The sequence below is a fragment of the Halorhabdus rudnickae genome (assembly GCF_900880625.1).
Classification (GTDB): Archaea; Halobacteriota; Halobacteria; order Halobacteriales; family Haloarculaceae; genus Halorhabdus; species Halorhabdus rudnickae.
Map to the genome: position 1 here is coordinate 1910106 of NZ_CAAHFB010000001.1, position 23050 is coordinate 1933155.

Genomic DNA, 23050 nt, shown 5'->3' on the forward strand with positions numbered 1-23050 from the left:
GCTTTTGTTCCGGCTGGGCCGAGTGCCGAGCGTGATTCCCGGCGCGGAGGCGTATGACGTCGAGATCGAAATCGATCCCGTCGAGCGCGAGCGACTGCTCTCGGTCACGCCGGCCGACGTTCCCGAGCCGACGGATCTGTCATTTTCCCGTAACGTCTTCGTGCCGCTGACGACCGCCTGCCGGTATACCTGTACGTACTGCACCTACTACGATCCGCCGGGAGAGGCCTCGTTACTCTCGCCCGAATCCGTCCGTGAGATCTGCCAGGACGGTGCGGCGGCCGGGTGTACCGAGGCGCTGTTCACCTTCGGCGACGATCCGGACGATCGCTACGACGGGATCGACGCCCAACTCGCCGCGTGGGGCCACGATTCGATTCACACCTACCTCCGTGAAGTCTGTGAGATCGCCTTAGAGGAGGGGCTGCTCCCGCACGCGAACCCGGGCGATCAGACCCGCGAGCAGATGGCCGCGGTGGCAGACGTCAACGCCAGCATGGGCGTGATGCTCGAAACGACCGCCGACGTGGTCGCTCACTCGGGATCACGCCGGAAAGAACCGGGCCAGCGACTGGCGACGATCCGGACGGCCGGCGAACTCGGCGTTCCTTTCACGACGGGGATCCTCGTCGGCATCGGCGAGGACTTCGAGGACCGCGCTGAGAGCATTCTCGCGATCCGTGACCTTCACGACCGATACGGTCACGTCCAGGAAGTGATCGTCCAGCCGGTCTCGCCGAACGAACGCTGGAACCGGGACCCGCCGAGTCTCGAAACGATGCGCCGGACGGTGGCGATGGCGCGAGCGGGGCTTCCCGCGGAAATCGCGGTCCAGGTGCCGCCGAACCTCGCCCGAACGCGTGAGCTACTGGACTGTGGTGTCGACGACCTCGGCGGCGTCTCGCCGGTCACCGACGACCACGTGAACCCCGATTACGCCTGGCCGGCCCTCGAGGAACTCCGGGCGATCGCCGCAAAAGCGAGAGTCCCGCTGCAGGAGCGGCTCCCAGTCTACGAGCGCTACGTCGACGAGGCGTGGCTGGGTGAGCCGGTCCTCGCGGCGATCCGGGCCGAGGGCCAGGCTGGCGAGCGCTTCCGGGCGGTGCGTTCGGAATAGACGATCTGACGGACGACGGGGAGACACAACGACTTTGCCGCGCTCGGTCCAATTGCGGGTATGACCGATGAGCCAGGGCTCACCCGTCGCCCGCGCCGGCTCCGGACGGACGGCGTCCGGCCGCTGGTCCGGGAGACGACCCTCGAAGCGAGTGACCTGATCGCACCCGTCTTCGTCGACGCGACGACCGACGAACGGGTGCCGATCGAGACGATGCCCGGCCACGAGCGCGTCCCCCTTGAGCACGCGGTCGATCGCGTCGAAGAGATTCTCGAAACCGGCGTCGAAGCGATCATTGTCTTCGGCATCCCCGAATCAAAAGACAACGACGGATCGCGGGCCTGGGCCGACGACGGGGTCGTTCAGGAGGCCGTCCGCCGGATTACGACTGAGACCGACGCCTACGTCATTACTGACGTCTGCATGTGCGAGTACACCGAACACGGCCACTGCGGCTTGCTGGAACCCGACGCCCGCGAGGAACCGACGCTGACGGTCCGGAACGACGATACCGTAGAGGCGCTGTCACGCATCGCCGTCTCTCACGCCGAAGCGGGTGCGGACATGGTCGCTCCCTCGGCGATGATGGACGGGATGGTCGGAGCGATTCGCAATGGACTGGACGAGACCGGTCACGCCGATGTCCCGATCATGAGCTACGCCGCCAAATACGAGTCGGCCTTCTACGGTCCCTTCCGGGACGCTGCCGACGGCGCGCCCGCGTTCGGCGACCGGCGACACTATCAGATGGACCCCGGAAACGCCCGTGAGGCCATGCGCGAGGTCGAACTGGACGTCGAAGAGGGGGCCGACGTGTTGATGGTCAAACCCGCGCTTCCCTATCTCGATGTCGTAAGCGACGTGCGCGAGCGCTTCGATCACCCCGTCGCCGCGTACAACGTCAGCGGCGAGTACGCAATGCTCCACGCCGCTGCCGAGCAGGGGTGGCTGGACCTCGAGGAGACTGCATACGAGTCGTTGCTGTCGATCAAACGAGCGGGCGCGGATCTCATCCTGACGTACTTCGCGGAAGATCTCGCCGCACGGCTGTGAGTACGCGTCTCTCGACGCTGCCGGACGGCCGTCCCTGCCGAACACTGCCGCTTTGGAAGGGGTTTATGACCGACCCCATCGGAGGTCTACTGTATGTCGGCAGCCACCGACGACACTGACCTCGAAATGGTGATGGCGATCGTCCGACCGGAGAAACTCAGCGACGTCAAGGCCGCCCTCGCAGAGGCCGGCGCCCCCTCGCTGACGGTCACGCAGGTCTCCGGGCGCGGCTCCCAGCCGGCCAAGACGGGCCAGTGGCGTGGCGAAGAGTACGTCGTTGACCTCCACCAGAAGATCAAAGTCGAGTGTGTCGTCGAAGCCGATCGCACCGAGGCCGTCGCCGAGGCGATCCGCGAGGGGGCCAACACGGGGGAGAAAGGCGACGGCAAGATCTTCGTTTTGCCAGTCAGTGACGCTATGCAGGTCCGTACCGGGGATCGCGGGACCGACGCGCTCTGAAGGCCGGCTGTTTTTCCGCCGATCGAACCGCGCGCGACGTCCAGCCCGTCGCTCGTCGCTCGAGACCGTCCGATACTGTTTGTGATCGTCCAATTACCCGCTCGTAGCACTGTGACCGCTGGACGAACGATGACCTTATACTGTTAATATAGTGCACAACATTGGACGTTTGTCCTATAACAGACTGGAAATAAAGGTGTGCTGACCCAAGGGATTATATAGCATCCTTTCTTGGGACCGAAGCGAGATGGCAACTACGAACGTAGTCGAATACGGTAGAAAAGTACACGAAATATCAGAAATGAATGCAAACACTGGAATGGGGGTGTCGTAGATGGCTGTCGGTGGAGAAGTCGCCAGCGGCATCAACATGGTGTGGGCGCTGACGGTAGCATTCCTTATCTTCTTCATGCAGCCCGGGTTCGCGCTGCTGGAGGCCGGCCAGGTCCGTGCGAAAAACGTCGGCAACGTCCTGATGAAGAACATGACCGACTGGACGCTCGGCGTGCTCGCGTACTTCTTGATCGGGTACGGGGTCGCTGGGATCATCGGGCCAGCGACCAGTGGCGGTGGCATCGACATCGGCGCTGCCTTCGCCTACTGGGGCAGTCCCGGCGGCTGGGTCACCTGGCTCGTCGGCGCGGTCTTCGCGATGACGGCGGCGACGATTGTTTCCGGAGCGGTCGCCGAACGGATGAACTTCGGCGCGTACGTCTTCGTCGCCTTCGTGATGACCGCCGTGATCTACCCCGTCAGCGAGGGGATCACGTGGTGGGGCGGGCTGCTGGCATCGGGCGGATTCATCGGTGAGGCCATCGGCGTCGGCTACCTCGACTTCGCCGGTGCGACCGTCGTTCACATGCTGGGCGGTATCGCCGGGCTCGTCGGTGCCTACATGGTCGGCCCGCGGAAGGGGCGCTACGACGAAAACGGCAACAGCCAGCCGATCCCCGGCCACTCGATGCTGCTTGCCGTCCTCGGGACGTTGATCCTTGCGTTCGGCTGGTTCGGGTTCAACGTCGGTACGTCGTCGATCTTCACGGGCGGCGGCGAGTTCCTCGGCGAGCAGCTCGGGCGCGTCGCGCTGAACACGACGCTTGGCATGGGTGCCGGCGCGCTGATGGCGATGGTCGTCTCCAACGCCTGGCAGGGCAAGCCGGACCCGCTGTGGACCGCGAACGGCTTGCTGGCCGGGCTCGTGGCCGTGACGGGTGCCGTTCCCCACGTCACGTGGTGGGGCGGCATGATCCTCGGCGGGCTGGCCGGCGCGCTGGTGTTGCCGGCCTTCCGGTTCACCGTGGACACGCTCGGCATCGATGACGTCTGTGGCGTCTTCGCGGTTCACGGCGTCGCCGGCGCGGTCGGGACGGCACTAATCCCGTTGTTCTACACCGAGGCCGGCGGTATGGTTCTCTTCGGCGATCCGTGGGCCTTTGCCGGTGTGGACGTCCTCGTGATGCAGATCGTCGGCGTCATTGTCATCGCCCTCTGGGCGATCGTCGGCACGGCAATCACCTTCGGGATCGCGGACGTCCTCTTTGGCCTTCGCGTCACTGATGAGGAGGAGGATATCGGCCTCGACGAGGGCGAACACGGCGTCACGGTCTACCCCGAGTTCGTCGGTGGCGAACCCGGCTCGCCCGGGACTGGTCCGGCCGTCAGCCCCGACGGCGGCGAGATCCGGACGGACGGCGGTCGCTCGCCCAACGGGGGTGAGAACGAATGAGTGACGACGACATCAAGCTGGTCATGGCGATGATCCGGCCCGACCGGCTGGGTGCGGTCAAACAGGCCCTCGCGGAAGTCGGCGCGCCCTCACTGACGGTGACGCAGGTGTCGGGCCGTGGCTCGCAGGCCGCCAAGAAGGGCCAATGGCGCGGCGAGGAGTACGTCGTCGACCTGCTCCAGAAGGTCAAAATCGAGTGTGTGGTCTCGGAGATCCCCGCCGAGGACGTCGTCGAAGCGATCCGGGAAGCGGCCCACACCGGCGAGAAGGGCGACGGCAAGATCTTCGTCCTGCCGGTCGAGGACGCCATCCAGGTCCGCACCGGCGAGAGCGGCCCGGAAGCAGTCTGAGAACACGGAGACGGCATGGACCTAGACGACACCGATCGCGCGCTCGTCGATGCCCTCCTCGAAGACGGCCGGGCAACGGTCCGCGATCTCGCCGCCCAAGCGGGTATCGCCGTCGAGACGGCCGAACGGCGGATCGACGCCCTCGAGGACGCCGACATCATCGAGGGCTACACTGCCCGGGTCGATTACGACGCGCTGGGGTACGACGTGACCGCCGTCGTCCGGCTCCGCGTCAGTGGATCGACCGAAGCCGTGGCCGAAACGTTCGAGGAGTACGCCTGGGCCCGCTCGGTCTACGAGGTGACCGGCGAAGACGACTACGTCCTGATCGGGCGATTCCGCGACACTGACGACATGCACGGGAAAGTCGCCGAACTGCTGACCGAACCTGCGGTGGGTTCGGTCACCGTCGACGTAGTGCTGGATACCGTCCGGGCGTGTGAGACGGTACGGATCGAGACGACAGAGAACTGATCCGCTCGCGCGCGGCCCCCCGCAATCGGCCCTGTTTCTGCCCCGAAACGGTGTACGAACGTCCAGTTCTATGGCCCAAACTCTGCTCTAGACCGGACAATGAACGTCCTTATATCCATAATACTCTTATCCATTTTGGACATATAGCAACCCACGCATCCTAATTTGTGACGTATTAAACCAAACCTATATGTATTCCAATGCCCCACCCGTCGACCCGTGATGAATACGATAGACGTGGTAACAGGAGCAAGAAAGGTGGACAAATACGCACTCGCGTCGGCCACCACCGAACGGGGGTGTCGCTGACGTGGCCGTCGATCCGTCGGTACTCACAGACGGGGTCAACAGCCTCTGGATTCTCGTCGTGACCTTCCTGATTTTCTTCATGCACGCGGGCTTCGCCATGCTCGAGGCCGGCCAGGTTCGGGCCAAAAACGTCGCCAACCAGTTGACGAAGAATCTGTTGACCTGGAGCGTCGGAGTGTCGTTGTTCTTCGTCGTCGGGTACGGCATCGCCCAGGCCGTCGCTGGACTGGGCTTTACCCCCGCGTTCGACCTCGCGCCGACCGGCTGGATCGACTGGCTGTTCGGCGCGGTCTTCGCGATGACGGCGGCGACGATCGTCTCCGGGGCCGTCGCCGGCCGGGCGAAGCTCCGGGCGTACGTCACCTACACGATTGTCCTCGCGGCGGTCATCTACCCCGTCGTGATCGGGTTTACCTGGACGGCCGAGACAGGACTGGTCGCTTCGATCACGGGCATGGTGCTCGGTACCGAGATCGCCTTCCAGGACTTCGCGGGCGGCATGATCGTCCACGGCATGGGTGGGATCGCCGGGCTGACAGCGGCCTGGATTCTGGGCCCGCGTCTGGGCCGCTTCGACGGTGACTCGGTTACCGTCATTCCGGGCCACTCGATCACGTTCGCCGTCCTGGGGACGCTCATGCTCGCCTTTGGCTGGTACGGGTTCAACGTCGGCACGCAGTTCGAGATCCTCGTCACCCAGGGTGACGGGATCGCCTTCATGGGCGACGCCCTCGGGCGGGTAGCGATGGCGACGACCCTCTCGATGGCCGCCGGAGCGATGGGGGCCGGCCTCGTCGCCTGGCTGAAGACCGGGAAGGTCGACACGCTGTACGTCGCCAACGGCCTGCTTGCCGGGCTCGTCGGGATCACGGCGATCCCCAACACGACGGCCTGGTGGGGTGCGTTCGTCGTCGGCGGGCTGGCCGGCGCACAGTTGCCGGTCGTGTTCACGTTCGTCGAGAAGCGCCTCCACATCGACGACGTCTGTGCGGTCTTTCCCGTCCACGGCAGTGCCGGGATGCTCGGTGCCCTGGCGTTCCCCTTCGTGGCCGCGCCGGGCGTGCTCGCAGACCGCGGAGTTACCGTCGTCGAGGCCTTCGTCGCCCAAGTTATCGGCGTCTCGCTGATCGCGGCCTGGACGGTCCTCGCGACGGCGCTCGTCTGGGGCGGACTCCGTGCGCTCGGGGAGGCTCGCGTCTCTGCACCCCACGAGCGCGACGGCCTGGACGCTTCCGAACACGGCGTCGAGACCTACCCCGAGTTCGGCGCTGGCGAGGAGCCGACGGTGATGACCGACGGCGCACCCGAACTCCGGACAGACGGAGGTGGTCGCGATGAGTGACGACCAGCCCCCGGTCGCAGCCGACGACACACCGGCCGACTCGGCGGCCGATACCCGTGACATCGAACTCGTGATGGCGGTCGTCCGCCCGGAGAAACTCGGTGCCGTCAAGACGGCGCTGGCGGAGGTAGACGCACCCTCCCTGACAGTGACTCAGGTCTCCGGGCGCGGATCCCAGGCCGCCAAGACGGGGCAGTGGCGCGGCGAGGAGTACGTCGTCGACCTCCACCAGAAGGTCAAAATCGAGTGTATCGTCGCCGACGTACCAAGCGAGGATGTCGTCGAAGCGATTCGGGAGGCTGCCCACACCGGCGAGAAGGGCGACGGCAAGATCTTCGTCCTGCCGGTCGCCGACGCTGTCCAGGTTCGGACCGGCGAGTCTGGTCCGGACGCCGTCTGACAGCGGCTCATCCCCAGTAGCGTTTTCGGCTCCGTTCGGTGTGGCGGAAGGGCTTACTTCCTGGTCATCGACCCGCGCTGACGCGGCGTCTCGCCTGCGAAGCAGTCGCCATCGAGGGGACGGATCGCAAGACACTACGGCGTTCGAAGCCTGGTTTCAGTGATGAGCGGCTACCAGCCAGGAGCCTGCAACATCGGTCCCGACCAGCGGCGCCGGCGGGCAGCCATCGCCGCCGCTGCCTTCGGGTTCGCGGCGGTCTGGATCGGCGCGACAGTCCTTGATCTCCTGCCGAAACCGGTCCTCGTCGGCGTCTTCGTACCGCTGGCAATCGGCTTCGAGTGGGGGCTACAGGCCCACACGGCCTTTTGCGTCCAGTTGGCACTGTTGAACCGCTACGATTTCCGTGGCGCAGGCGGCGCCACCGGCGAGGTCGAGGATCGAAGCTACCGACGGGCGGACGATGTCCAGGCTGCCAAGCTCGCCATTGCAGGCGTGTCCCTAGGCGCGCTGCTGACCGTCGCCGTCGTGCTGGCGGTTTGATACAGGCCGCACCCGCTATTCATCGGCCGACGGCACGTACTGGTGCGCCGTCGCCATCGAGCCCCAAGGGGTACGCCTGGAGCTCGAAGCGCTCATCGACCGCTTCGAGGTTCCGAAGGTTCTCGAAGATCAACAGTCCAGCTCCCAGTATCGCGTGATGTGCAGGAAAGCCGTCCGGCTCGTCGTCGCTCGCGCGGTCGCTGGGCGTTGGATCGGGGTTGAGCGTGTCGATGGCGACCGCCAATCCCTGTTCAGCACAGCGCTGGGCGGCCGCCGGCGAGAGAGACGGATGGTCGAGATAGCGGTCGGTGTTCCAGTGCTCGTCCCACCCGGTCCAGAAGACGAGACAGTCTACGTCGGGCGCGACCGCCGGCACGCGATCGGCCGGAATCGCCTCGCGGGCGTCGAAGTCCCGACAGTCTACCACCTGAGCCGTCCGGACGAAGGTGTCGAGGGCGAACTCGGCGAGCGTCCGCCCGTCAGCGACGATATGGGCCGGGGCGTCGACGTGCGTCCCGGTGTGGCTCCCCATGGAGAGACTGGACTCGCGATACCCGTCGGTTTCGTGGGTTGCGACCGGCTCGACGCTGACGGCTGGATCGCCGGGATAGGTCTGCATCCCGGTCTCGATCGGATGGGTGAGGTCGTGCATGGGTCAAGCTCGGAGGCAGTGACAGTAAAGCCACAGGCACCCGGCGAACTGACGTTACCCGTTCGTCGTCAACTACTTTCCACTGCCGGCCGAACCGCAGTCCATGAACCACGAGCGCTCTCGGGAACTGTACGATCGCGCGTTGTCGGTCGCCCCGGGTGGGGTCAACTCCTCCGTGCGAGCGATCCAACCGTACCCCTTCTTCGTCGAAAAGGGCGACGGCGGCCACGTCATCGATGCCGACGGCAACCGCTATCTGGACTTCGTGATGGGCTACGGACCACTTCTGCTCGGCCACGACCTGCCCGAACAGGTCCAGTCAGCCATCCAGCAGCGAGCGGCCGAAGGACCGATGTACGGCGCACCGACGGAGGTCGAGGTCGAACTCGCGGAGTTCATCGCTCGCCACGTCCCCAGCGTCGAGATGACGCGCTTCGTCAACTCGGGGACCGAAGCGACCGTCTCGGCCGTCCGATTGGCTCGCGGGTACACAGGACGAGACAAGATCGTCATCATGCAGGGCTCCTATCACGGCGCCCAGGAATCCACGCTCGTCGAGGGCGAGGGCCATCATACCCAGCCGTCGAGTCCGGGCATCCCAGAGAGTTTCGCCGAGCACACCATCACCGTGCCGTTCAACGACGAGGAGTACGTCAAAGGCGTCTTCGAGAATCACGGTGACGAGATCGCGGCGGTCATGACCGAGCCGATCCTTGGCAACCACGGCATCGTCCACCCCGTCTCCGGCTACCACGAGACCCTCCGCGATCTCTGTGACGAGTACGGCTCGTTGCTCATCTTCGACGAGGTGATCACGGGCTTCCGAGTGGGCGGTCCCCAGTGTGCTCAGGGCAAGTTCGGGATCGAACCCGACGTGACCACGTTCGGGAAGATCGTCGGCGGCGGATTCCCGGTCGGGGCGATCGGCGGCAAGAGCGAGATCATCGAACAGTTCACGCCCGCGGGCGATGTCTTCCAGTCGGGCACCTTCTCGGGACATCCAGTGACGATGGCCGCCGGCTTGGAGACGTTGCGCTACGCTGCCGAGAACGACGTCTGGGAGCACGTCAACGATCTGGGCCAGCAAATGCGCGAGGGCCTGACCGAGATTGTCGCCGATCGCGCCCCCGAATACACCGTCGTCGGATCGGACTCGATGTTCAAGGTGATCTTCACCCGCGGCGGTGAGAGTGGCGAGAATTACTGTGGGTCGGGCTGTCGCCAGCGCGAATCCTGCCCGAGCTACGGAGCTTGTCCAAAGAACGGATCCGATGTGGATCGCGCCGAAACCGAGCGCTGGGAGCGGCTCTTCTGGCCGGCGATGAAAGACCAGGGTGTGTTCCTCACGCCCAACCAGTTCGAATCCCAGTTCGTCTCGGCGGCCCATACTGAGGAAGACATCGAGAAAGCGCTGGAAGCGTACAAAGAAGCGCTGTAGCGCGGCGTCTCCTTCCTCAAGCCCCGCCGTCATCGAGTCGTCGTTCGTCGCGATAGAACGGACGATTCAGTTCCGCCTGATTCACGATGGTGCAATGGCGGCCTCCGAAGTTATCAGCAGTCACCCGCGACTGTACCAGCGGAGTACCGAGGTCGGACTCTACGACGACGGGTTTGGGGAGCGCCTCGCCGAACTGTGTACTCAGAACCGGACAAAGACCTACTATCGGCTCGGAATTGCCACCGAAGCACAAGCAAAGGCGAGCACGATCTCGCCACCGCGATTCATACAGAGCTCGTCAATGCGAGTCGAGTCCAACACGAGTGTCTCTGTTAATCGATGGTCTCCGCAAGCTCTTGCCGAAGATAGATCTCAGGAATTCGCAACAATCGAAGAATTCAATTCAATCGACAATTAACACATCGTAATGGAACGAAAGACCAAAGGGAGAATCGCAGGACTTCTTGGAACTATAATATCCATTATAATTGTTCTTTGGGCAATAGGAATAATCTAGCTCATTTACCAAAAGAAGTCAAGATTTGTTCTTCTTACTCCTTAAATACCATCTGAATCAAAAGTCTGGTCTCGCTCATGCACTTATCCCACAATCTTCAAAGCACTGGGCACATGCTAGAGGAAGGGCAAAATTAGTATTTGCAATGCAGACCAAGCAAGTCAGACCGGCCGACTGGAAACACGACCAATAACAGAGACCTTTTGAAAGCGCCGCTGAGACGCAGGCGGCACAGGATAGGCCACAATCAAGGGCACCTTGAGTAGATATTGGGTTCTCCCCATTCACGGAACTCTGCGGTGTCGAAGTATCCGTAAATGCAAGCGTTGGAGTCACCTCATCAATGTTTCTGGATGGGATTGCTCTGCCATGACCGTTCCCTTTCTTTTCAACGCGATACATTTTATTTTCATCTGATAGCGCTAGGAAAGCGCCTTCATTACTATCATAAGCAGCGCGGATAATATCAGTAGAACCAGGTGCACGTTTTTGAATCTTACCGACTTCCTTATCGGTAGCTAGTCGAAGCATAGAGATCGACTCCTCATGTCCAACTATCGCCATTTGCGAATTTCGGGGGACCGATTTATACTGCCGCGGGAGATGTTTTTTTCACACCCGTCTTTTTTGATAAATCATCCAAATTTAATTTGGCCTCCGTTTCTCCTGAGGAGGATTCCGCAAAAATCAACACCCCAACGTTCGTAGATATCTCCCACCCTTTGATAGTTGTCTCAGATATTTGTATTTCTTTCCTTGTCGCATCCCCCGTTTCGATTCCTTGTACAGCGTCGATAATAGATTTGACCTTAGGAACATTCAGAATGTTCTCTAATTCATCGTCTTCCGGGCCATATTCAGTTACGGATGGGGGCGCCTGGAACTTTTTTGTGCCCTTGTGCAGCCGCTGAACCAGCAACGAGGGTAGATGTACTTGCTGTTGCACCAATCGCTTTCAGTAGCTTCCTTCGATTAATATCTGGCATGGATTTCAACTCCAATTTGCATTTTCCGTTGACATTATATATGGCTTTCGAATAGATCAAACTAAGAGTGTTACACGCCGATAAGATAATTGAATCGACTATTCTTTGTGACGAATCGGGTGAAAGATACGCGCCCCCATCTTGCACGCCAACCAGTAACAATATCGAGAATCCGACCGTTGCTTCGCTCAGTTAGGGAAGAGACAGTGACGCTTGTGCAGTCCACTAGTTCCGTCACTCCAAAACCTGCTCACGTGAGTGCCTCGACAACGTCACCGGCACTGAACAATTTCAGATCGTCACGTTCGTCGGCTGCTTCTTCGACTGACGAGGTGAACCCACTCCGGGAAAAGAGCGCGTACGTCTCGACTCGATCGCCCCCGTCTTCGGGCGTCCATCGGAGTTCCTCGACGTGATTCTGGAGCTTCGAGAACGCGTCGTACCCGAGTGGAGCCTGCGTAAACTTGCACTCACCGACGATCAGCGTCTCGCTCGTCGTCAATCCAACCACGTCGATCTCGTGATCGTCGTACCACCACTGTCCCGTCTCCGTGATCGTGTGTTCCGGATAGAGCGTTCTGAGTGCGTCGCTGGACAGTTCCTCGAACGATGGACTCACGAAGTCGGCCAGCTCCGGTTCGATGACGGTTTCGAACGCCTCCTCGCCGAGTTCGTCGTATTGCGTTCCAGTCCCGTAGACGAAGTGAAACCAGAAGCGAAAGAAGGGATCACGGAGACGGTAGCGGCTCCGTTTGCTCCGTTCTTTCCGTTCGGTAATCGGGACGTGTTGATCGATTAAGCGCAATCTCGAAAGCCGGTCGAGATATTTCGAGAGTTGATTGTAGTCGATCCCGGTCGCCCCGGCAATCTCGTTACGGGTCGTCTTCCCGCCGGCGATCGCTTCCAGGATCGAGAAATACCGCGTCGGTTCCCGTAACTCCATCCGAAGCACGTAATCGGGTTCGTCGTGCAACGTCCCGTGCCGGGAGAGGATCGTTCTGTAGACGTTTTCACCAAGCGACGCCTCGGGCGAGACTTCTTCAAGATAATATGGGGTGCCGCCGAAAATGCCCCACGTGCAGATCTGTTCGTCGGCTGTGGAGGCGTCATCGAGGAACGCCATCGCAGCCCCGAATGGGAGCTGTCGAATGTCGAGCTTCACCGACGATCGGCCATAGAGCGGGCTATTCCCAAGGAGTGCTGCCTCTTCCATCATACTGATCGAGGATCCGACGAGGACGAAGGTCGCCGCCGAATCGTCGAGTTCGTGGTCGAACATCGCCTGCAGTACCGACGGAAGACTCTCGTCTTGCTCGATAAGGTATGGGAACTCGTCGAGGACGACGATGGCGTCTTCTTCGGCCAGATACCCCAGGATCTGCTCCCAATCTTCACGAATCCGTCGTACTCCCGGAAACGACGTTGCAGCCGCGTCGATGAACTGCTCCAGCTGTAACGCAGTCGTCTTCTGTTTCGCCTGGTAGACGACAGTGTCGTCGTACGCCTCGAGCGATCGTTTCACGAGGGCCGTTTTTCCGAGCCGGCGCCGACCATACAATATTGCGAGTTCGGCCTCGTCCGATTCATAGAGACTCTCGAGGCGCCCCAGCTCCGCCGTCCGGTTCACGAACCCCGCCATACCTCTCCTAGGGTAGTGCCTACAATAATACTTCCTATAATCGTACTCTAAAGTATGATACTTTGGAGTATGATACTCTAGAGTATCATAATCGAATCGACGATCGCCAACGTCCGGAGAGACGGACACGGTCGAGAGAATCGGTTCGTCGGCCTTTTCTCCTCGACTCTTCTATCGCGCAGTAACGCACATGGACCCGGAAGACAACCGCCGGATCTGGGCCGGGCGCTCGGGGGCCTACTCGCCCGAGTACTACGCCCACATCGGCCACAACGAGGTCAGCGAGACGCTCGCAAGCGTCCTCGAGTACTACGCGAACGAGGACGCGAGCATCCTCGAACTCGGGTGTGGCTCGGGCCGCCACCTCGCGCATCTTCTGGACGCCGGCTACACCGACCTCGCCGGAATCGACATCAACGACGACTCCTTCGAGGTGATGGCCGATGAGTACCCGCGACTCGCCGAGGAGGGGACATTTCTGAGTGGCGCAATCGAGGACCTCCTCCCGGAGTATCCCGAGAACGCCTACGACGTCGTCTACTCGGTCGAGACCCTCCAGCACGTCCACCCCGACGACGCGTGGGTGTTCGAGGAACTGACGCGGATCACCGGCGACCTGTTGATCACGGCCGAAAACGAGGGTAACCGGCCCAACCGGGGGCCGGACGCCGACGACGTCAGCTACGTCGACGACGAGTTCCCGCTCTTTCATCGCGACTGGAAAGCCGTCTTTACGGACCTGGGGCTGGCCCAGCTGCTCGTCGAGCGGACCAAGCGCGACACGATACGAGTCTTCCGGGTTCCCTGACGCCGTCTCGTGGTGGCTGGTACCTATCGAACCATTGTCAATAGCATCTTAAATCGCTCTGTTGCGGCGACTGCATGGGGTGTGTCGGCGGGGAAGACGATCGATTCGCCCGCCTCCAGTTCGTGGTCTGTCCCGTCGATCGTAACGCGGGCGGTCCCGTCGAGTACCTGCAGGAGTGCCTCATGGGGGGCGGTGTGCTCGCTGATGGTCTGGCCCTCATCGCAGGCGAAGAGCGTCAACGTCGCACTCTCTCGATCGACCAGCGTCCGAGAGACGATCGCCCCGTCCTGATAGTCGAGGAGAGTTTCGAGTTCGAGTGCCGATCCGGCGAGGTCCGCGAGTTGATCGTCGGCCATAGATGTGGGGACTGTCGCCACCCGTTTGGGTCTGTTGCCGAACGTCGGGCCGCCGAAGCCGGGACGTGGACGGCAACCATGATCGCGATACCGATATCAGGCTAGAAAGGGGCCGAACGGGCAGATTACTCCCGATCGCCCGCGCCGAGCGCGCTCTCGCCGACTTTCTCCGAACCTTCGATTCGCTCTTGGCCGTCCATGTACGGGACGAGCGCGTCGGGCACGGTCACGGTGCCGTCGTCGTTCTGGTAGTATTCCAGGATTGCCACCAGCACGCGCGGCAGCGCCAGTCCCGAGGCATTCAGCGTGTGGAGAAACTCCGCGGATTCGTGACGTTCGGGCCGGTAGCGGATCCCGGCCCGCCGGGCCTGGAAGGCCTCGAAATTCGAGGCCGAGGAGACTTCGAGCCAGCGCCCGCCTGCTTCGGGACCGTCGTCCATGTCATCGCCTGGAGCCCAGACCTCGATATCGTAGGTTTTCGCCGACGCGAAGGTCAGATCGCCGGTACAAAGTTCGAGCACGCGATAGGGCAGGTCCAGCTGTCGGAGGACTGCCTCGGCCTCATCGAGCAGTGCCTCCAGGCGGTCGTCACTGTCCTCGGGTTCGACGAAGTTGACGAGTTCGACCTTGTTGAACTGGTGGACGCGGACCATCCCGCGAGTTTCGGTGCCGTGTTCGCCGGCCTCCTGACGGAAGTTCGGCGTGTATGCCTGGTGTTTCAACGGGAGATCGTCGGCGAGCAGTATCTCGTCGCGGTACATGTTCGTTACCGGCACCTCGGCAGTCGGACACAGCCAGAGATCTTCCTCTTCGAGTTTGTAGGCGTCGTCAGCAAATTTTGGGAGCTGGCCCGTTCCGGTCATCGACTCGCTGGAGACCGGGATTGGCGGAACCACCTCGTCGTAGCCTTGCTCACGATGGATATCCCGCATGAACTGGATGAGGGCGTGTTCCAGCTGGGCGGCGTCACCTTTGAGGAAGTAAAACCCCCCGCCCGAGACTTTCGCGCCGCGTTCGAAATCCAAGATGTCGAGTTCCTCACCGAGGTCGTAGTGGGGGATCACCTCGTCGGGCAGGTCCCGGAGTTCGTCGAATCCCCAGCGCCTGGTTTCCACGTTGTCACTTTCGTCCTCGCCCTCCGGAACGCCATCCTGAGGAATGTTCGGGAGTTCCAGTAGTCGCTTCTCCAGTTGGTCTTCGAGTTCGTCGGCCCGCTGTTCAACCTCTTGGAGTTCGGTCTTCAGTTCCTGAGAGCGCTCGATGGCCTCCTGGGCGGCCGCCTCGTCGCCAGCCTGTTTCAACTCGCCGATCTTCGAGGAGACTTCATTGCGCTCGTGTCGCAGGTCGTCACCGCGGGCCTTCAGCTCGCGCCATTCCTCGTCGATTTCCAGGATTGCGTCGAGGTCGACGTCCTCAACGCCGCGAGCCTCGAGGGTCTCTCGAACCTCCGCAGGATGCTCGCGGACGTACTGGCGTGGTAACATGGAAACGGCTTCTCGGTGGCGTCTCAAAACCGTATCGCTCTGGTGGCCGGATTGCCATCAGCCCACAGTCCCGACGGTAGGCAACGGAAAAACTGTCGCCAGAAACCCCGTCTATATCTCTACCTTGTAACGGGAAGCACTTAAAGAACGCTTGCAACCTCAACCGACCACTCCATCCTCTCTCGGAATAGAACACACGTTGACGACTAGAACTGCCCGGAGAAACCCCGTCTATATCTTCACCTTGTAACCAGAAGCACTTAAAGGACGAATTGTGCAGAAAATTCAGTCGTACTTTGGCTCGCGTTTCTCGGCCCGTTCGAGTGCCGTTTCGACCACGTCGCGGACGTCGCCGTGAAAGACGCCGCCGTGGCCGCTGTACATGTGCTCGACGCCACGGGGCATCCGATCGAGCAACTCGCGGATCGACTCGATGAGGCGCTCGCGCGACTGGCCGGGGTTGTCCGTCCGGCCGAAACTGCCGTACTCGAAAGCGCCGTCGTCGTGGACCACCACGTCGCCCGAAAAGAGGGTGGTCTCGCTGACCAGCGAGACGTGGTCGTCGGCGTGGCCCGGCGTGTGGACGACCTCGAAGGTCTCGTCGCCGATTTCGACGGTGTCGCCATCGTCGAGAGGATCCGTTCGCCGAGGGTGCTCGGCGTAGGCGTAGCAGTCGGCGTCGAACGCGTCGAGGACGGACACGAGTTCGGCGACGTGGTCGCCGTGCTGATGGGTCACGACAACGGCGTCGAGTTCGTCGGTGTGCTCGCGGATCGCGTCGACGACGCCGTCCCACGCGCCGGCATCGACGAGCGTCGGGCGTTCGCCGGTCGCCAGATAGACGTTGGCGGTGAACGTCTCCGCGTCGCTCGTGACGTTGTGTACGTCCATATGTGTAGGTTGGGGCGAGTGACCTGTTGAGTCTGGCGGTAGATCCGTTAGCACGCGGGTTAGAAGAATACCATACCGTACAGAGGGGCGTGTGATTTTTCACCACGACAGTCATACGTACACATGACATGGGGTTCGGGAGTTACGACGAATCCGAACAGGACGCGCAGGACCTCGACGCTGATTTTGACGATGATGACGGGGTAAATACCGCCGAAAACACACACGATGGCAACGTCGAGTTCGAGTTCACCGCCTCGAACGACGAACTGCTCGATAAGTTATCCGACATCAAGGAGAATACCTGACGTGACTGGCGTGGCCGTCGCGCGAGCGGGCCGTTCGTCCGGGATGGTTCCCGCCTTTGTCTGGCAGCTATCGTCATGAAAGCGGGCGTTCGAGCCCTAGGTATCGCCGAATCGTTCGTCGCCCAGCGCTCGACGCTAGCCGGCGCAGTCGTCCGCGCCAACCGTGTCGTCGACGGCTTCGTTTTCGGGACCTGCACTGTCGGGGGGAGCGACGCGACCGACGCGATCGTCGACATGGTCGAGCGCCTCGACCGCGAAGACGTCCGCTACTTGCTCGTCGCCGGGATCGCCCCCGCATGGTTCAACGTCGTCGACCTCCGGGCGATCCACGCGGCGACCGGGTTCCCGGTGCTCTCGGTCACCTTCGAGGAGAGCGACGGGCTAGAGCCGGCGCTTCGCGAGGAGTTCTCCGGCGAGGCGCTCGACCGTCGCCTATCGACCTACCAGACCCAGCCCGACCGCGAACCGGTGGCCGTCAACGGCGAGACGATCTACGTCCGCCAGGTCGGCCTGGACGGGGCCAAAGCACGCGAAGTTGTCCGGGGGTTCACGCCCGAGGGCGGGCGACCCGAGCCGCTCCGGGTGGCGCGACTGGCGGCCCGCGCCGCGGACGGCGCGTTCGGCTCGAAGCGATAGCGGGGCTTTTGGCGACCCGGGTCCCACGCCCGCCCATGGACCACATGGACGACCTCACGGTGACGGGGTGTGAACGCTGCCCGGAACTCGTCACCTCGCGGTCGCGGATCGTCGACGGCGTCGGACCAGCCGACGCAGACGTACTGTTCGTCGGCGAGGCACCTGGCGAGCATGAAGACGACGACGGCGAACCCTTCGTTGGCCGGAGCGGGACGGTCCTCGACGACGCACTCAGGGACGCTGGACTGGCCCGCGCGGACGTTCGCATCACCAACTGCGTCCGGTGTCGCCCACCCGAGAACCGCGATCCTCGGAGCGAAGAACTGGCGAATTGCCGGGGCTATCTCGAACGGGAGATCGAACTCGTCGATCCCACGGTGATCGTCACGCTCGGGAAGGTTCCGGGCGAGCACCTCCTCGGTCGGGACGTGGCCGTCACGAGCGAGGCCGGTTCGATCGAAACGGTCGCGATCGGAGACGCGCACCGACGCGTGCTCGTTTGTGTCCATCCAGCAGCGACGCTGTACGACCGGAGCCAGCAGGAAACCTTCGAGGAGACGATCCGGCAAGCCGCTGATCTGGCTGGCGGCGGCGGACAGGCCGAATTGGGGGACTTCTGAGTTCGCCCTGGCCGAATCTCTTTAAGTGCTTCTGGTCACAAGGTAAAGATATAGACGGAGTTTCTCCCGGTGATTTTCGCTTCGAGACATGCTGTCGAGAGTGCCTTATCGACGACTTGACTCAGCTCCTCGGTTTTCTTTAAGTGCTTCTGGTTACAAGGTGAAGATATAGACGGGGTTTCTGCGAGGGAAGTCAACGTTCGATAGACGCGAATGCGTCCGGACCCAGTGGATTCAACTGTCCGTAGCGAGGAGTCACGTAGTGATGGACAGCGAGGGCGAGAACGGCGCGAGTCGGTCCCAGGAGCCGGCCGACCGGGAGCGCCAAGAGTGGCGCGAGCAGCGCGAAGTTTCGACCCGGCCAGGAGATGGAACGCTCTCGCGAGCCGAGGCGAACCGAGACGCGACGATCAGGCAGTGGGACGTGGTAACCCCCAGTGCGACGATTATCGGTCGCCCCGATCGCCCTGACGCCGACGTCGACGAATCGCTCCGGCGGCTCCACGACGAGCAACACCCTGCCATGGCCGGCCACGCCGAGCGGATGCACCGCCTGGACAAGGCACGGATCACGCACGCGCTGTGTAACGCCCTCGATCTGACGCCCTGGGAGCGCGACCGCATCCTGGGAATCATGACCGAGCTCGATTTGACGGCATTCGGGAGCCAGCGAGGGATTCCGACGGTCGCACTGGTCGTCATCCGCCACGTCGTCGACGCCGAGCGTCGGCGACAGCTCGGTCTCGAGGACGCCGAGCGGATCGCCGAGTTGACGCCAGACGAGATGGCCTCACTGTACGAGCTGTTCACCTCGATCACCGACGAGTCGGCCTACCAGAATCTGATCGAAGCCCACGGCCTCGATCAGACGAGTGTCAACCGCCTAGAGCGGGTACTCGAAGAACAACTCGACGAACAGGAGCTGGCCGACGCCGTCTTCGGTCGGTCACCCCATCGCGATCCGAACCTGGATTCGGTCGCCCGATCCGCGTCAGAGTGATCGCCGAGGCGGGCGAATCAAGGGACGATCGGCAACCGTTGAGCGAACGGAAAGGGCCAAGGCCGGGCCGATCGAACAGCGGGTATGACCGAGCGCCAGACGACCGCCGAGGTGGTCGTCCTCGATTACGGACTGGGCAATCTCCGGAGTGTCACGCGCGGCCTCGAACGCGCGGACGCCCACGTCCAGATATCGGACGATCCTGCTGATCTCGACGCCGCCGACGGGATCGTCCTGCCAGGAGTGGGCGCGTTCAGCGAGGGAATGGATAACGCCGGTCCGTTCCGCGATATCCTCCTCGATGCCGCCACCGAGGGCAAACCGCTACTAGGCATCTGTCTCGGCATGCAGATGCTATTGACCGACAGTCAAGAGGCCGAACACGCTGGGGAGGGCGACGTGAAGGGACTGGACCTGATCCCCGGGACGAACGTGCGCTTCGGTGGCGACCGGAAAGTCCCGCATATGGGCTGGAACGAACTCTCAGTCGGGCGCGACCACCCGCTGTTGGCGGGCGTCGACGGTGAACACGCCTATTTCGTCCACTCGTATTACGCCCAACCGGACGACCGAGACGCTGCCGTCGCCACGACCGACTACGGCGAGCGCTTCGCCAGCGTCGTCGCCAACGAGGCGGGCAACGTCATGGGAACGCAGTTCCACCCCGAAAAGTCAGGGGAGACTGGCCTTCGCATCCTTCGGAACTTCGTCGAGTACTGTGGGGATCGCTGACCGCCCGGAGTCCAAAAGCCCTCACAGCGCCCCGACGACGACCACAGCCGACCAGACCATCATCAATCCGCCCAGGACGATACCAACCCAGCCGACCGCTTGCAACACCCGCGTCGATATCTGGTCGAGGTCGATCCGATCAGGATTGTCGACGACAGCGGCGCCAAATCCGGTCAAGAGGATGCCCACGCCCAGTTCCAACACGACGGTCAGCGTCGGCTGATCGCCGACAGCAAACTGGGAGACACCCACGGCCAGATTCCCCAGGCCGAGCACCAACACACCGAGTCCGTACCGTAGCCGGGTATCCATACGGCATTCGAGGTCGGCGACCATGATAAAGTGACAGGCATCGACGGCGGTTTTATACACATGGCCGTCGGGAACGAGCGTATGAAGCACACGATCGAGACCGACGACGCGCCCGCCGCTGTCGGTGCCTACAGCCAGGCGACAGCGACGGACGATCTGGTATTCACCGCCGGACAGATCCCGCTGACGCCGGACGGAGATCTGCTCGACGAGGCAGACATCGATGTCCAGACCCAGCAGGCCTTAGAGAACGTCACGGCAGTCCTTGCCGAAGCCGGCGCAGGCATGGACGACGTACTGAAAGTGACCGTCTACGTCGAGGACATCGACGACTTCGAGGCGATGGACGCGGCCTACGAGACGTTCTTCGAGGCGTCCCCACCGGCCCGTAGCGCCGTCGAGGTGGCCGCCCTCCCGAAGGGCGTCGGCGTCGAGATCGAAGCCGTGGCGACGCGCTGAGATGATCGACGCCGATATAAGCTGGCGGGCAGCCATCCTGTGGGGGCTGGTCGGTGGATTCTCCTTTCTGGTGTTGCTCCAGGGGTACGAACTACTGACGACCGAGCGAGTCAACCCGTTCGTCAAAGGCACAATCGCCGTGCTCGTGACCGTTGGCGCGGCGATACTCGTCAAGTTCGGCCGTCCGTATCTGGTCAGACGACGGTCCTGACCTGCCGAGGGCCAATCCGGGGCGTCCATGTGGAACCACGGTGGGCGGGACGACCGCTGGGCCGAGAACGGAGTCCAACATGCTGGTCTGTGCCGGCGCGTCCACAAACCACGGCGGTGCGGGTTCAACAAGACGTGTGGAATCGGGAACGCCAGAGTGAGGACAACCGGCCACTGGGCCATCGAACCAGGGGAATGCTGAGCGATCGAGAGCGAAAACGATTAACCCCCCGATACCACACTGTCGAGTACGAGCCAGGATGGCCGAACGGTAAGGCGCACGCCTGGAAAGCGTGTTCCCCTTCGGGATTCTGGGTTCAAATCCCAGTCCTGGCGTGGACGGCTCGAACTTAGTGAGGGCCGTCGAAATAGTGAACGGGGAGCGAAGCGACCCGTGAACACTTTTGCCGCGAGCATATCCGCGAGCGGCAAATACGATATGGATGGGATTTGAAGCCCTACCAGTCGCAGCGCGAACGAAGTGAGCGATCGTCTGGTTCTGGGTTCAAATCCCAGTCCCGGCGTCTTCTGTCGCGAACAATTCGTGAGCAACGAATAGGGGATAAACTGGATTTGAACTCCGCCTAGTCACGGCGACCGCCAGCACAACCCGAAGCACCTTTCGGAACAGCAAAGTCTAACAGTCAGGGGCGTGAAGGGTGGCAGTGATGCCCACTGTAGAGTACCTCAATTACGAAGTACTGGACGATCAAGGCTGGGACATGGACGACGACGACCTCTTCGAGAAGGCCGGAGACGCTGGCCTCGACGAAGAGGACCACGGAACCATCGACGTCGCCGAAGGCGAGTACATCCTCGAGGCCGCCGAGGCCCAGGGATACGACTGGCCGTTCTCGTGTCGGGCGGGCGCGTGTGCCAACTGTGCCTCGATCGTCAAGGAAGGCGAAATCGACATGGACATGCAGCAGATCCTCTCTGATGAGGAGGTCGAAGACAAGGGCGTCCGGCTGACGTGTGTCGGCACCCCGTCCGCCGACGACGTCAAGATCGTCTACAACGCCAAACACCTCGATTACCTGCAGAACCGCGTCATCTGATCGGGTTCACCCCTTCCGTTCGGTGACCCGCTTTCGAATTCTGGCCGCTAGGTATCCGTTCAGAGCGTTGGTGTACATTCGTTCCACAAACGCTAACACGCCGCCCCGAAAGTGTCGAGTGTGAACGCGACGCTCCCCGATCTCTTGCGACTGCTGGTAGTCCCGGTTCTGGGGTGGGCCGCCTGGCGGGATGTCCGGACACGCCGGGTGCCCAACCGGACCTGGCTCCCACTTCTCGCGCTCGGCGCCCTGTTGCTCGCGTGGGACGGCTGGCTCGTCTGGACCGGCGGTGGGCTGTTCGTCTCCGACCCGGGTCTGTTCGCGATTCGGGTCGCGTTCAGCCTCGGCCTGCTGGTCCCGTTTGCCTACGCTTTCTGGTGGTTCGGTGGCTTCGGCGGGGCCGACGCGAAGGCGTTGATCGTCCTGGCTGTGCTGTTCCCGACGTATCCGATGTACCTCTTCGACGGATTCGTCCTGCCAGCGATCCAGCCACCCCTCGGCGTCTTCTCACTGACGATCCTCTCGAACGCCGTCCTCGTGGGACTGGCGTATCCGCTGGTGCTTGCCGGGCGAAACGCACTTAGTGGCCACGTCGCGAAGGCGATGGTCATCGGTCGGCCCATATCCGTCGAGCGAGCGAGCGCGGAATATGGCCGTTTGCTGGAAACGCCGGGAGGGTTCACCAGACGTGGGCTCGACCTGGACGCACTCCGGATGTATCTCCAATGGCGGGGCTTGTCACTGGCCGACCTCCGGGAGAACCCCGAAACCTACCGCGATCCCGCGTCACTGCCGGACGACCCCAACGATCCCGGTGACGGTTCGATGTCGCCAGGCGACGCTGGCACGATTATGCCGGCGCTCCCGGACGGCGGGGAATACGACGATCCCTGGGGAGCTCAAGCATTTCTGGACGATCTCGATCACGGAGCCTACGGGACGACCGCCACGGAGTTGCGCGAGGGACTCGACGTCCTCCGCGAGAACGAGACAGTCTGGATCACGCCCGGGATCCCCTTCCTCGTCCCGATGTTCGGCGGCTTGCTGGTGAGTCTGACCGCCGGGGACGTCCTGGTGTGGCTGCTTGCGGCCGTGGGGATCGGAGTTGTGTGAGCGGCCGGAGGGGCGCCCGGCAGAGACCGGTGCCGGACAAAAAGCCTATGCGAGGAGACCA

The 23050-nt window shown here is 62.4% G+C and carries 27 protein-coding genes and 1 tRNA gene; 21 read left to right on the top strand and 7 right to left on the bottom strand.

Annotation, left to right across the window (positions count from 1 at the left end; translation table 11 throughout):
• The first annotated feature begins 31 nt into the window (after positions 1 to 31).
• From cofG to BN2694_RS09680, 9 genes are all read left to right on the top strand, one after another.
• A complete protein-coding gene (gene cofG / locus BN2694_RS09640) occupies positions 32 to 1117 on the top strand; it encodes a 7,8-didemethyl-8-hydroxy-5-deazariboflavin synthase subunit CofG (RefSeq protein WP_135664488.1) in 1086 nt (361 codons plus the stop codon).
• Positions 1118 to 1177: 60 nt separating this feature from the next.
• A complete protein-coding gene (gene hemB, locus BN2694_RS09645) occupies positions 1178 to 2170 on the top strand; it encodes a porphobilinogen synthase (RefSeq protein ID WP_135664490.1) in 993 nt (330 codons plus the stop codon).
• Between the two features lie 93 nt (positions 2171 to 2263).
• A complete protein-coding gene (locus BN2694_RS09650) occupies positions 2264 to 2629 on the top strand; it encodes a P-II family nitrogen regulator (protein ID WP_135664495.1) in 366 nt (121 codons plus the stop codon).
• Positions 2630 to 2963: 334 nt separating this feature from the next.
• Positions 2964 to 4355, top strand: a complete 1392-nt coding sequence (locus tag BN2694_RS09655) for an ammonium transporter (RefSeq protein ID WP_135664498.1) — start codon at positions 2964 to 2966, stop codon at positions 4353 to 4355.
• Complete coding sequence (locus tag BN2694_RS09660) at positions 4352 to 4705, top strand: P-II family nitrogen regulator (RefSeq protein ID WP_135664501.1); 354 nt, start codon at positions 4352 to 4354, stop codon at positions 4703 to 4705. The genes BN2694_RS09655 and BN2694_RS09660 overlap by 4 nt, the downstream gene beginning before the upstream one ends.
• A gap of 15 nt (positions 4706 to 4720) precedes the next feature.
• A complete protein-coding gene (locus BN2694_RS09665; RefSeq protein ID WP_135664504.1) occupies positions 4721 to 5179 on the top strand; it encodes an Lrp/AsnC family transcriptional regulator in 459 nt (152 codons plus the stop codon).
• 310 nt (positions 5180 to 5489) lie between these two features.
• A complete protein-coding gene (locus BN2694_RS09670; RefSeq protein ID WP_394346577.1) occupies positions 5490 to 6830 on the top strand; it encodes an ammonium transporter in 1341 nt (446 codons plus the stop codon).
• A 73-nt stretch (positions 6831 to 6903) separates the two neighbouring features.
• On the top strand, positions 6904 to 7230 hold the full coding sequence (locus BN2694_RS09675; protein WP_167880025.1) for a P-II family nitrogen regulator: 327 nt from the start codon (positions 6904 to 6906) through the stop codon (positions 7228 to 7230).
• A gap of 162 nt (positions 7231 to 7392) precedes the next feature.
• A complete protein-coding gene (locus BN2694_RS09680) occupies positions 7393 to 7770 on the top strand; it encodes a hypothetical protein (protein WP_135664510.1) in 378 nt (125 codons plus the stop codon).
• 19 nt (positions 7771 to 7789) lie between these two features.
• On the opposite strand, the gene BN2694_RS09685 is transcribed toward BN2694_RS09680, so the two are convergent.
• A complete protein-coding gene (locus tag BN2694_RS09685; RefSeq protein ID WP_135664514.1) occupies positions 7790 to 8422 on the bottom strand; it encodes a cyclase family protein in 633 nt (210 codons plus the stop codon).
• A gap of 103 nt (positions 8423 to 8525) precedes the next feature.
• Between BN2694_RS09685 and hemL the strand changes: the two genes are divergently transcribed.
• A complete protein-coding gene (hemL, locus tag BN2694_RS09690; protein WP_135664516.1) occupies positions 8526 to 9860 on the top strand; it encodes a glutamate-1-semialdehyde 2,1-aminomutase in 1335 nt (444 codons plus the stop codon).
• A gap of 1103 nt (positions 9861 to 10963) precedes the next feature.
• Here the strand turns inward: hemL and BN2694_RS09700 are convergent.
• Both BN2694_RS09700 and BN2694_RS09705 read right to left on the bottom strand, forming a co-directional pair.
• Positions 10964 to 11323, bottom strand: coding sequence for a hypothetical protein (locus tag BN2694_RS09700; RefSeq protein WP_135664519.1), 360 nt, complete (start codon positions 11321 to 11323; stop codon positions 10964 to 10966).
• A gap of 290 nt (positions 11324 to 11613) precedes the next feature.
• Complete coding sequence (locus tag BN2694_RS09705; protein WP_135664522.1) at positions 11614 to 13002, bottom strand: ATP-binding protein; 1389 nt, start codon at positions 13000 to 13002, stop codon at positions 11614 to 11616.
• A 190-nt stretch (positions 13003 to 13192) separates the two neighbouring features.
• Between BN2694_RS09705 and BN2694_RS09710 the strand changes: the two genes are divergently transcribed.
• Positions 13193 to 13810, top strand: a complete 618-nt coding sequence (locus tag BN2694_RS09710) for a class I SAM-dependent methyltransferase (RefSeq protein WP_135664525.1) — start codon at positions 13193 to 13195, stop codon at positions 13808 to 13810.
• Positions 13811 to 13833: 23 nt separating this feature from the next.
• On the opposite strand, the gene BN2694_RS09715 is transcribed toward BN2694_RS09710, so the two are convergent.
• The 3 genes from BN2694_RS09715 to BN2694_RS09725 form a co-directional block, all read right to left on the bottom strand.
• Positions 13834 to 14166, bottom strand: a complete 333-nt coding sequence (locus BN2694_RS09715) for a cupin domain-containing protein (protein WP_135664528.1) — start codon at positions 14164 to 14166, stop codon at positions 13834 to 13836.
• 125 nt (positions 14167 to 14291) lie between these two features.
• Entirely contained in the window at positions 14292 to 15650 is a 1359-nt protein-coding gene (serS, locus tag BN2694_RS09720) for a serine--tRNA ligase (RefSeq protein ID WP_135664531.1), read from the bottom strand.
• Positions 15651 to 15935: 285 nt separating this feature from the next.
• Positions 15936 to 16541 carry an MBL fold metallo-hydrolase gene (locus BN2694_RS09725; protein WP_135664534.1) on the bottom strand — a complete coding sequence of 202 codons (606 nt, stop codon included), beginning with the start codon at positions 16539 to 16541 and terminating at the stop codon, positions 15936 to 15938.
• Between the two features lie 128 nt (positions 16542 to 16669).
• On the opposite strand from BN2694_RS09725, the gene BN2694_RS09730 reads away from it, so the two are divergent.
• The 5 genes from BN2694_RS09730 (at position 16670) to hisH (ending at position 19837) form a co-directional block, all read left to right on the top strand.
• Positions 16670 to 16849, top strand: coding sequence for a DUF5786 family protein (locus BN2694_RS09730; RefSeq protein ID WP_135664538.1), 180 nt, complete (start codon positions 16670 to 16672; stop codon positions 16847 to 16849).
• Between the two features lie 75 nt (positions 16850 to 16924).
• Complete coding sequence (locus tag BN2694_RS09735) at positions 16925 to 17485, top strand: endonuclease dU (RefSeq protein ID WP_135664541.1); 561 nt, start codon at positions 16925 to 16927, stop codon at positions 17483 to 17485.
• Positions 17486 to 17520: 35 nt separating this feature from the next.
• On the top strand, positions 17521 to 18105 hold the full coding sequence (locus BN2694_RS09740) for a uracil-DNA glycosylase (protein ID WP_135664544.1): 585 nt from the start codon (positions 17521 to 17523) through the stop codon (positions 18103 to 18105).
• A 265-nt stretch (positions 18106 to 18370) separates the two neighbouring features.
• Entirely contained in the window at positions 18371 to 19105 is a 735-nt protein-coding gene (locus tag BN2694_RS09745) for a DNA-directed RNA polymerase subunit epsilon (RefSeq protein WP_135664548.1), read from the top strand.
• Between the two features lie 84 nt (positions 19106 to 19189).
• A complete protein-coding gene (gene hisH, locus BN2694_RS09750) occupies positions 19190 to 19837 on the top strand; it encodes an imidazole glycerol phosphate synthase subunit HisH (protein ID WP_135664550.1) in 648 nt (215 codons plus the stop codon).
• A gap of 21 nt (positions 19838 to 19858) precedes the next feature.
• On the opposite strand, the gene BN2694_RS09755 is transcribed toward hisH, so the two are convergent.
• Complete coding sequence (locus BN2694_RS09755) at positions 19859 to 20149, bottom strand: hypothetical protein (RefSeq protein WP_135664553.1); 291 nt, start codon at positions 20147 to 20149, stop codon at positions 19859 to 19861.
• An 81-nt stretch (positions 20150 to 20230) separates the two neighbouring features.
• Here BN2694_RS09755 and BN2694_RS09760 point away from each other — a divergent pair, with 81 nt between their 5' ends.
• The 5 genes from BN2694_RS09760 (at position 20231) to BN2694_RS09780 (ending at position 22989) form a co-directional block, all read left to right on the top strand.
• A complete protein-coding gene (locus BN2694_RS09760) occupies positions 20231 to 20608 on the top strand; it encodes a Rid family detoxifying hydrolase (protein WP_135664557.1) in 378 nt (125 codons plus the stop codon).
• Position 20609: 1 nt separating this feature from the next.
• Positions 20610 to 20819, top strand: coding sequence for a hypothetical protein (locus tag BN2694_RS09765; RefSeq protein WP_135664560.1), 210 nt, complete (start codon positions 20610 to 20612; stop codon positions 20817 to 20819).
• Between the two features lie 253 nt (positions 20820 to 21072).
• A tRNA-Ser gene (locus BN2694_RS09770) sits at positions 21073 to 21154 on the top strand.
• Positions 21155 to 21486: 332 nt separating this feature from the next.
• Positions 21487 to 21876, top strand: a complete 390-nt coding sequence (gene fer / locus BN2694_RS09775) for a ferredoxin Fer (protein ID WP_135664563.1) — start codon at positions 21487 to 21489, stop codon at positions 21874 to 21876.
• 120 nt (positions 21877 to 21996) lie between these two features.
• Complete coding sequence (locus BN2694_RS09780) at positions 21997 to 22989, top strand: A24 family peptidase (protein ID WP_135664566.1); 993 nt, start codon at positions 21997 to 21999, stop codon at positions 22987 to 22989.
• Positions 22990 to 23050: the final 61 nt, after the last annotated feature.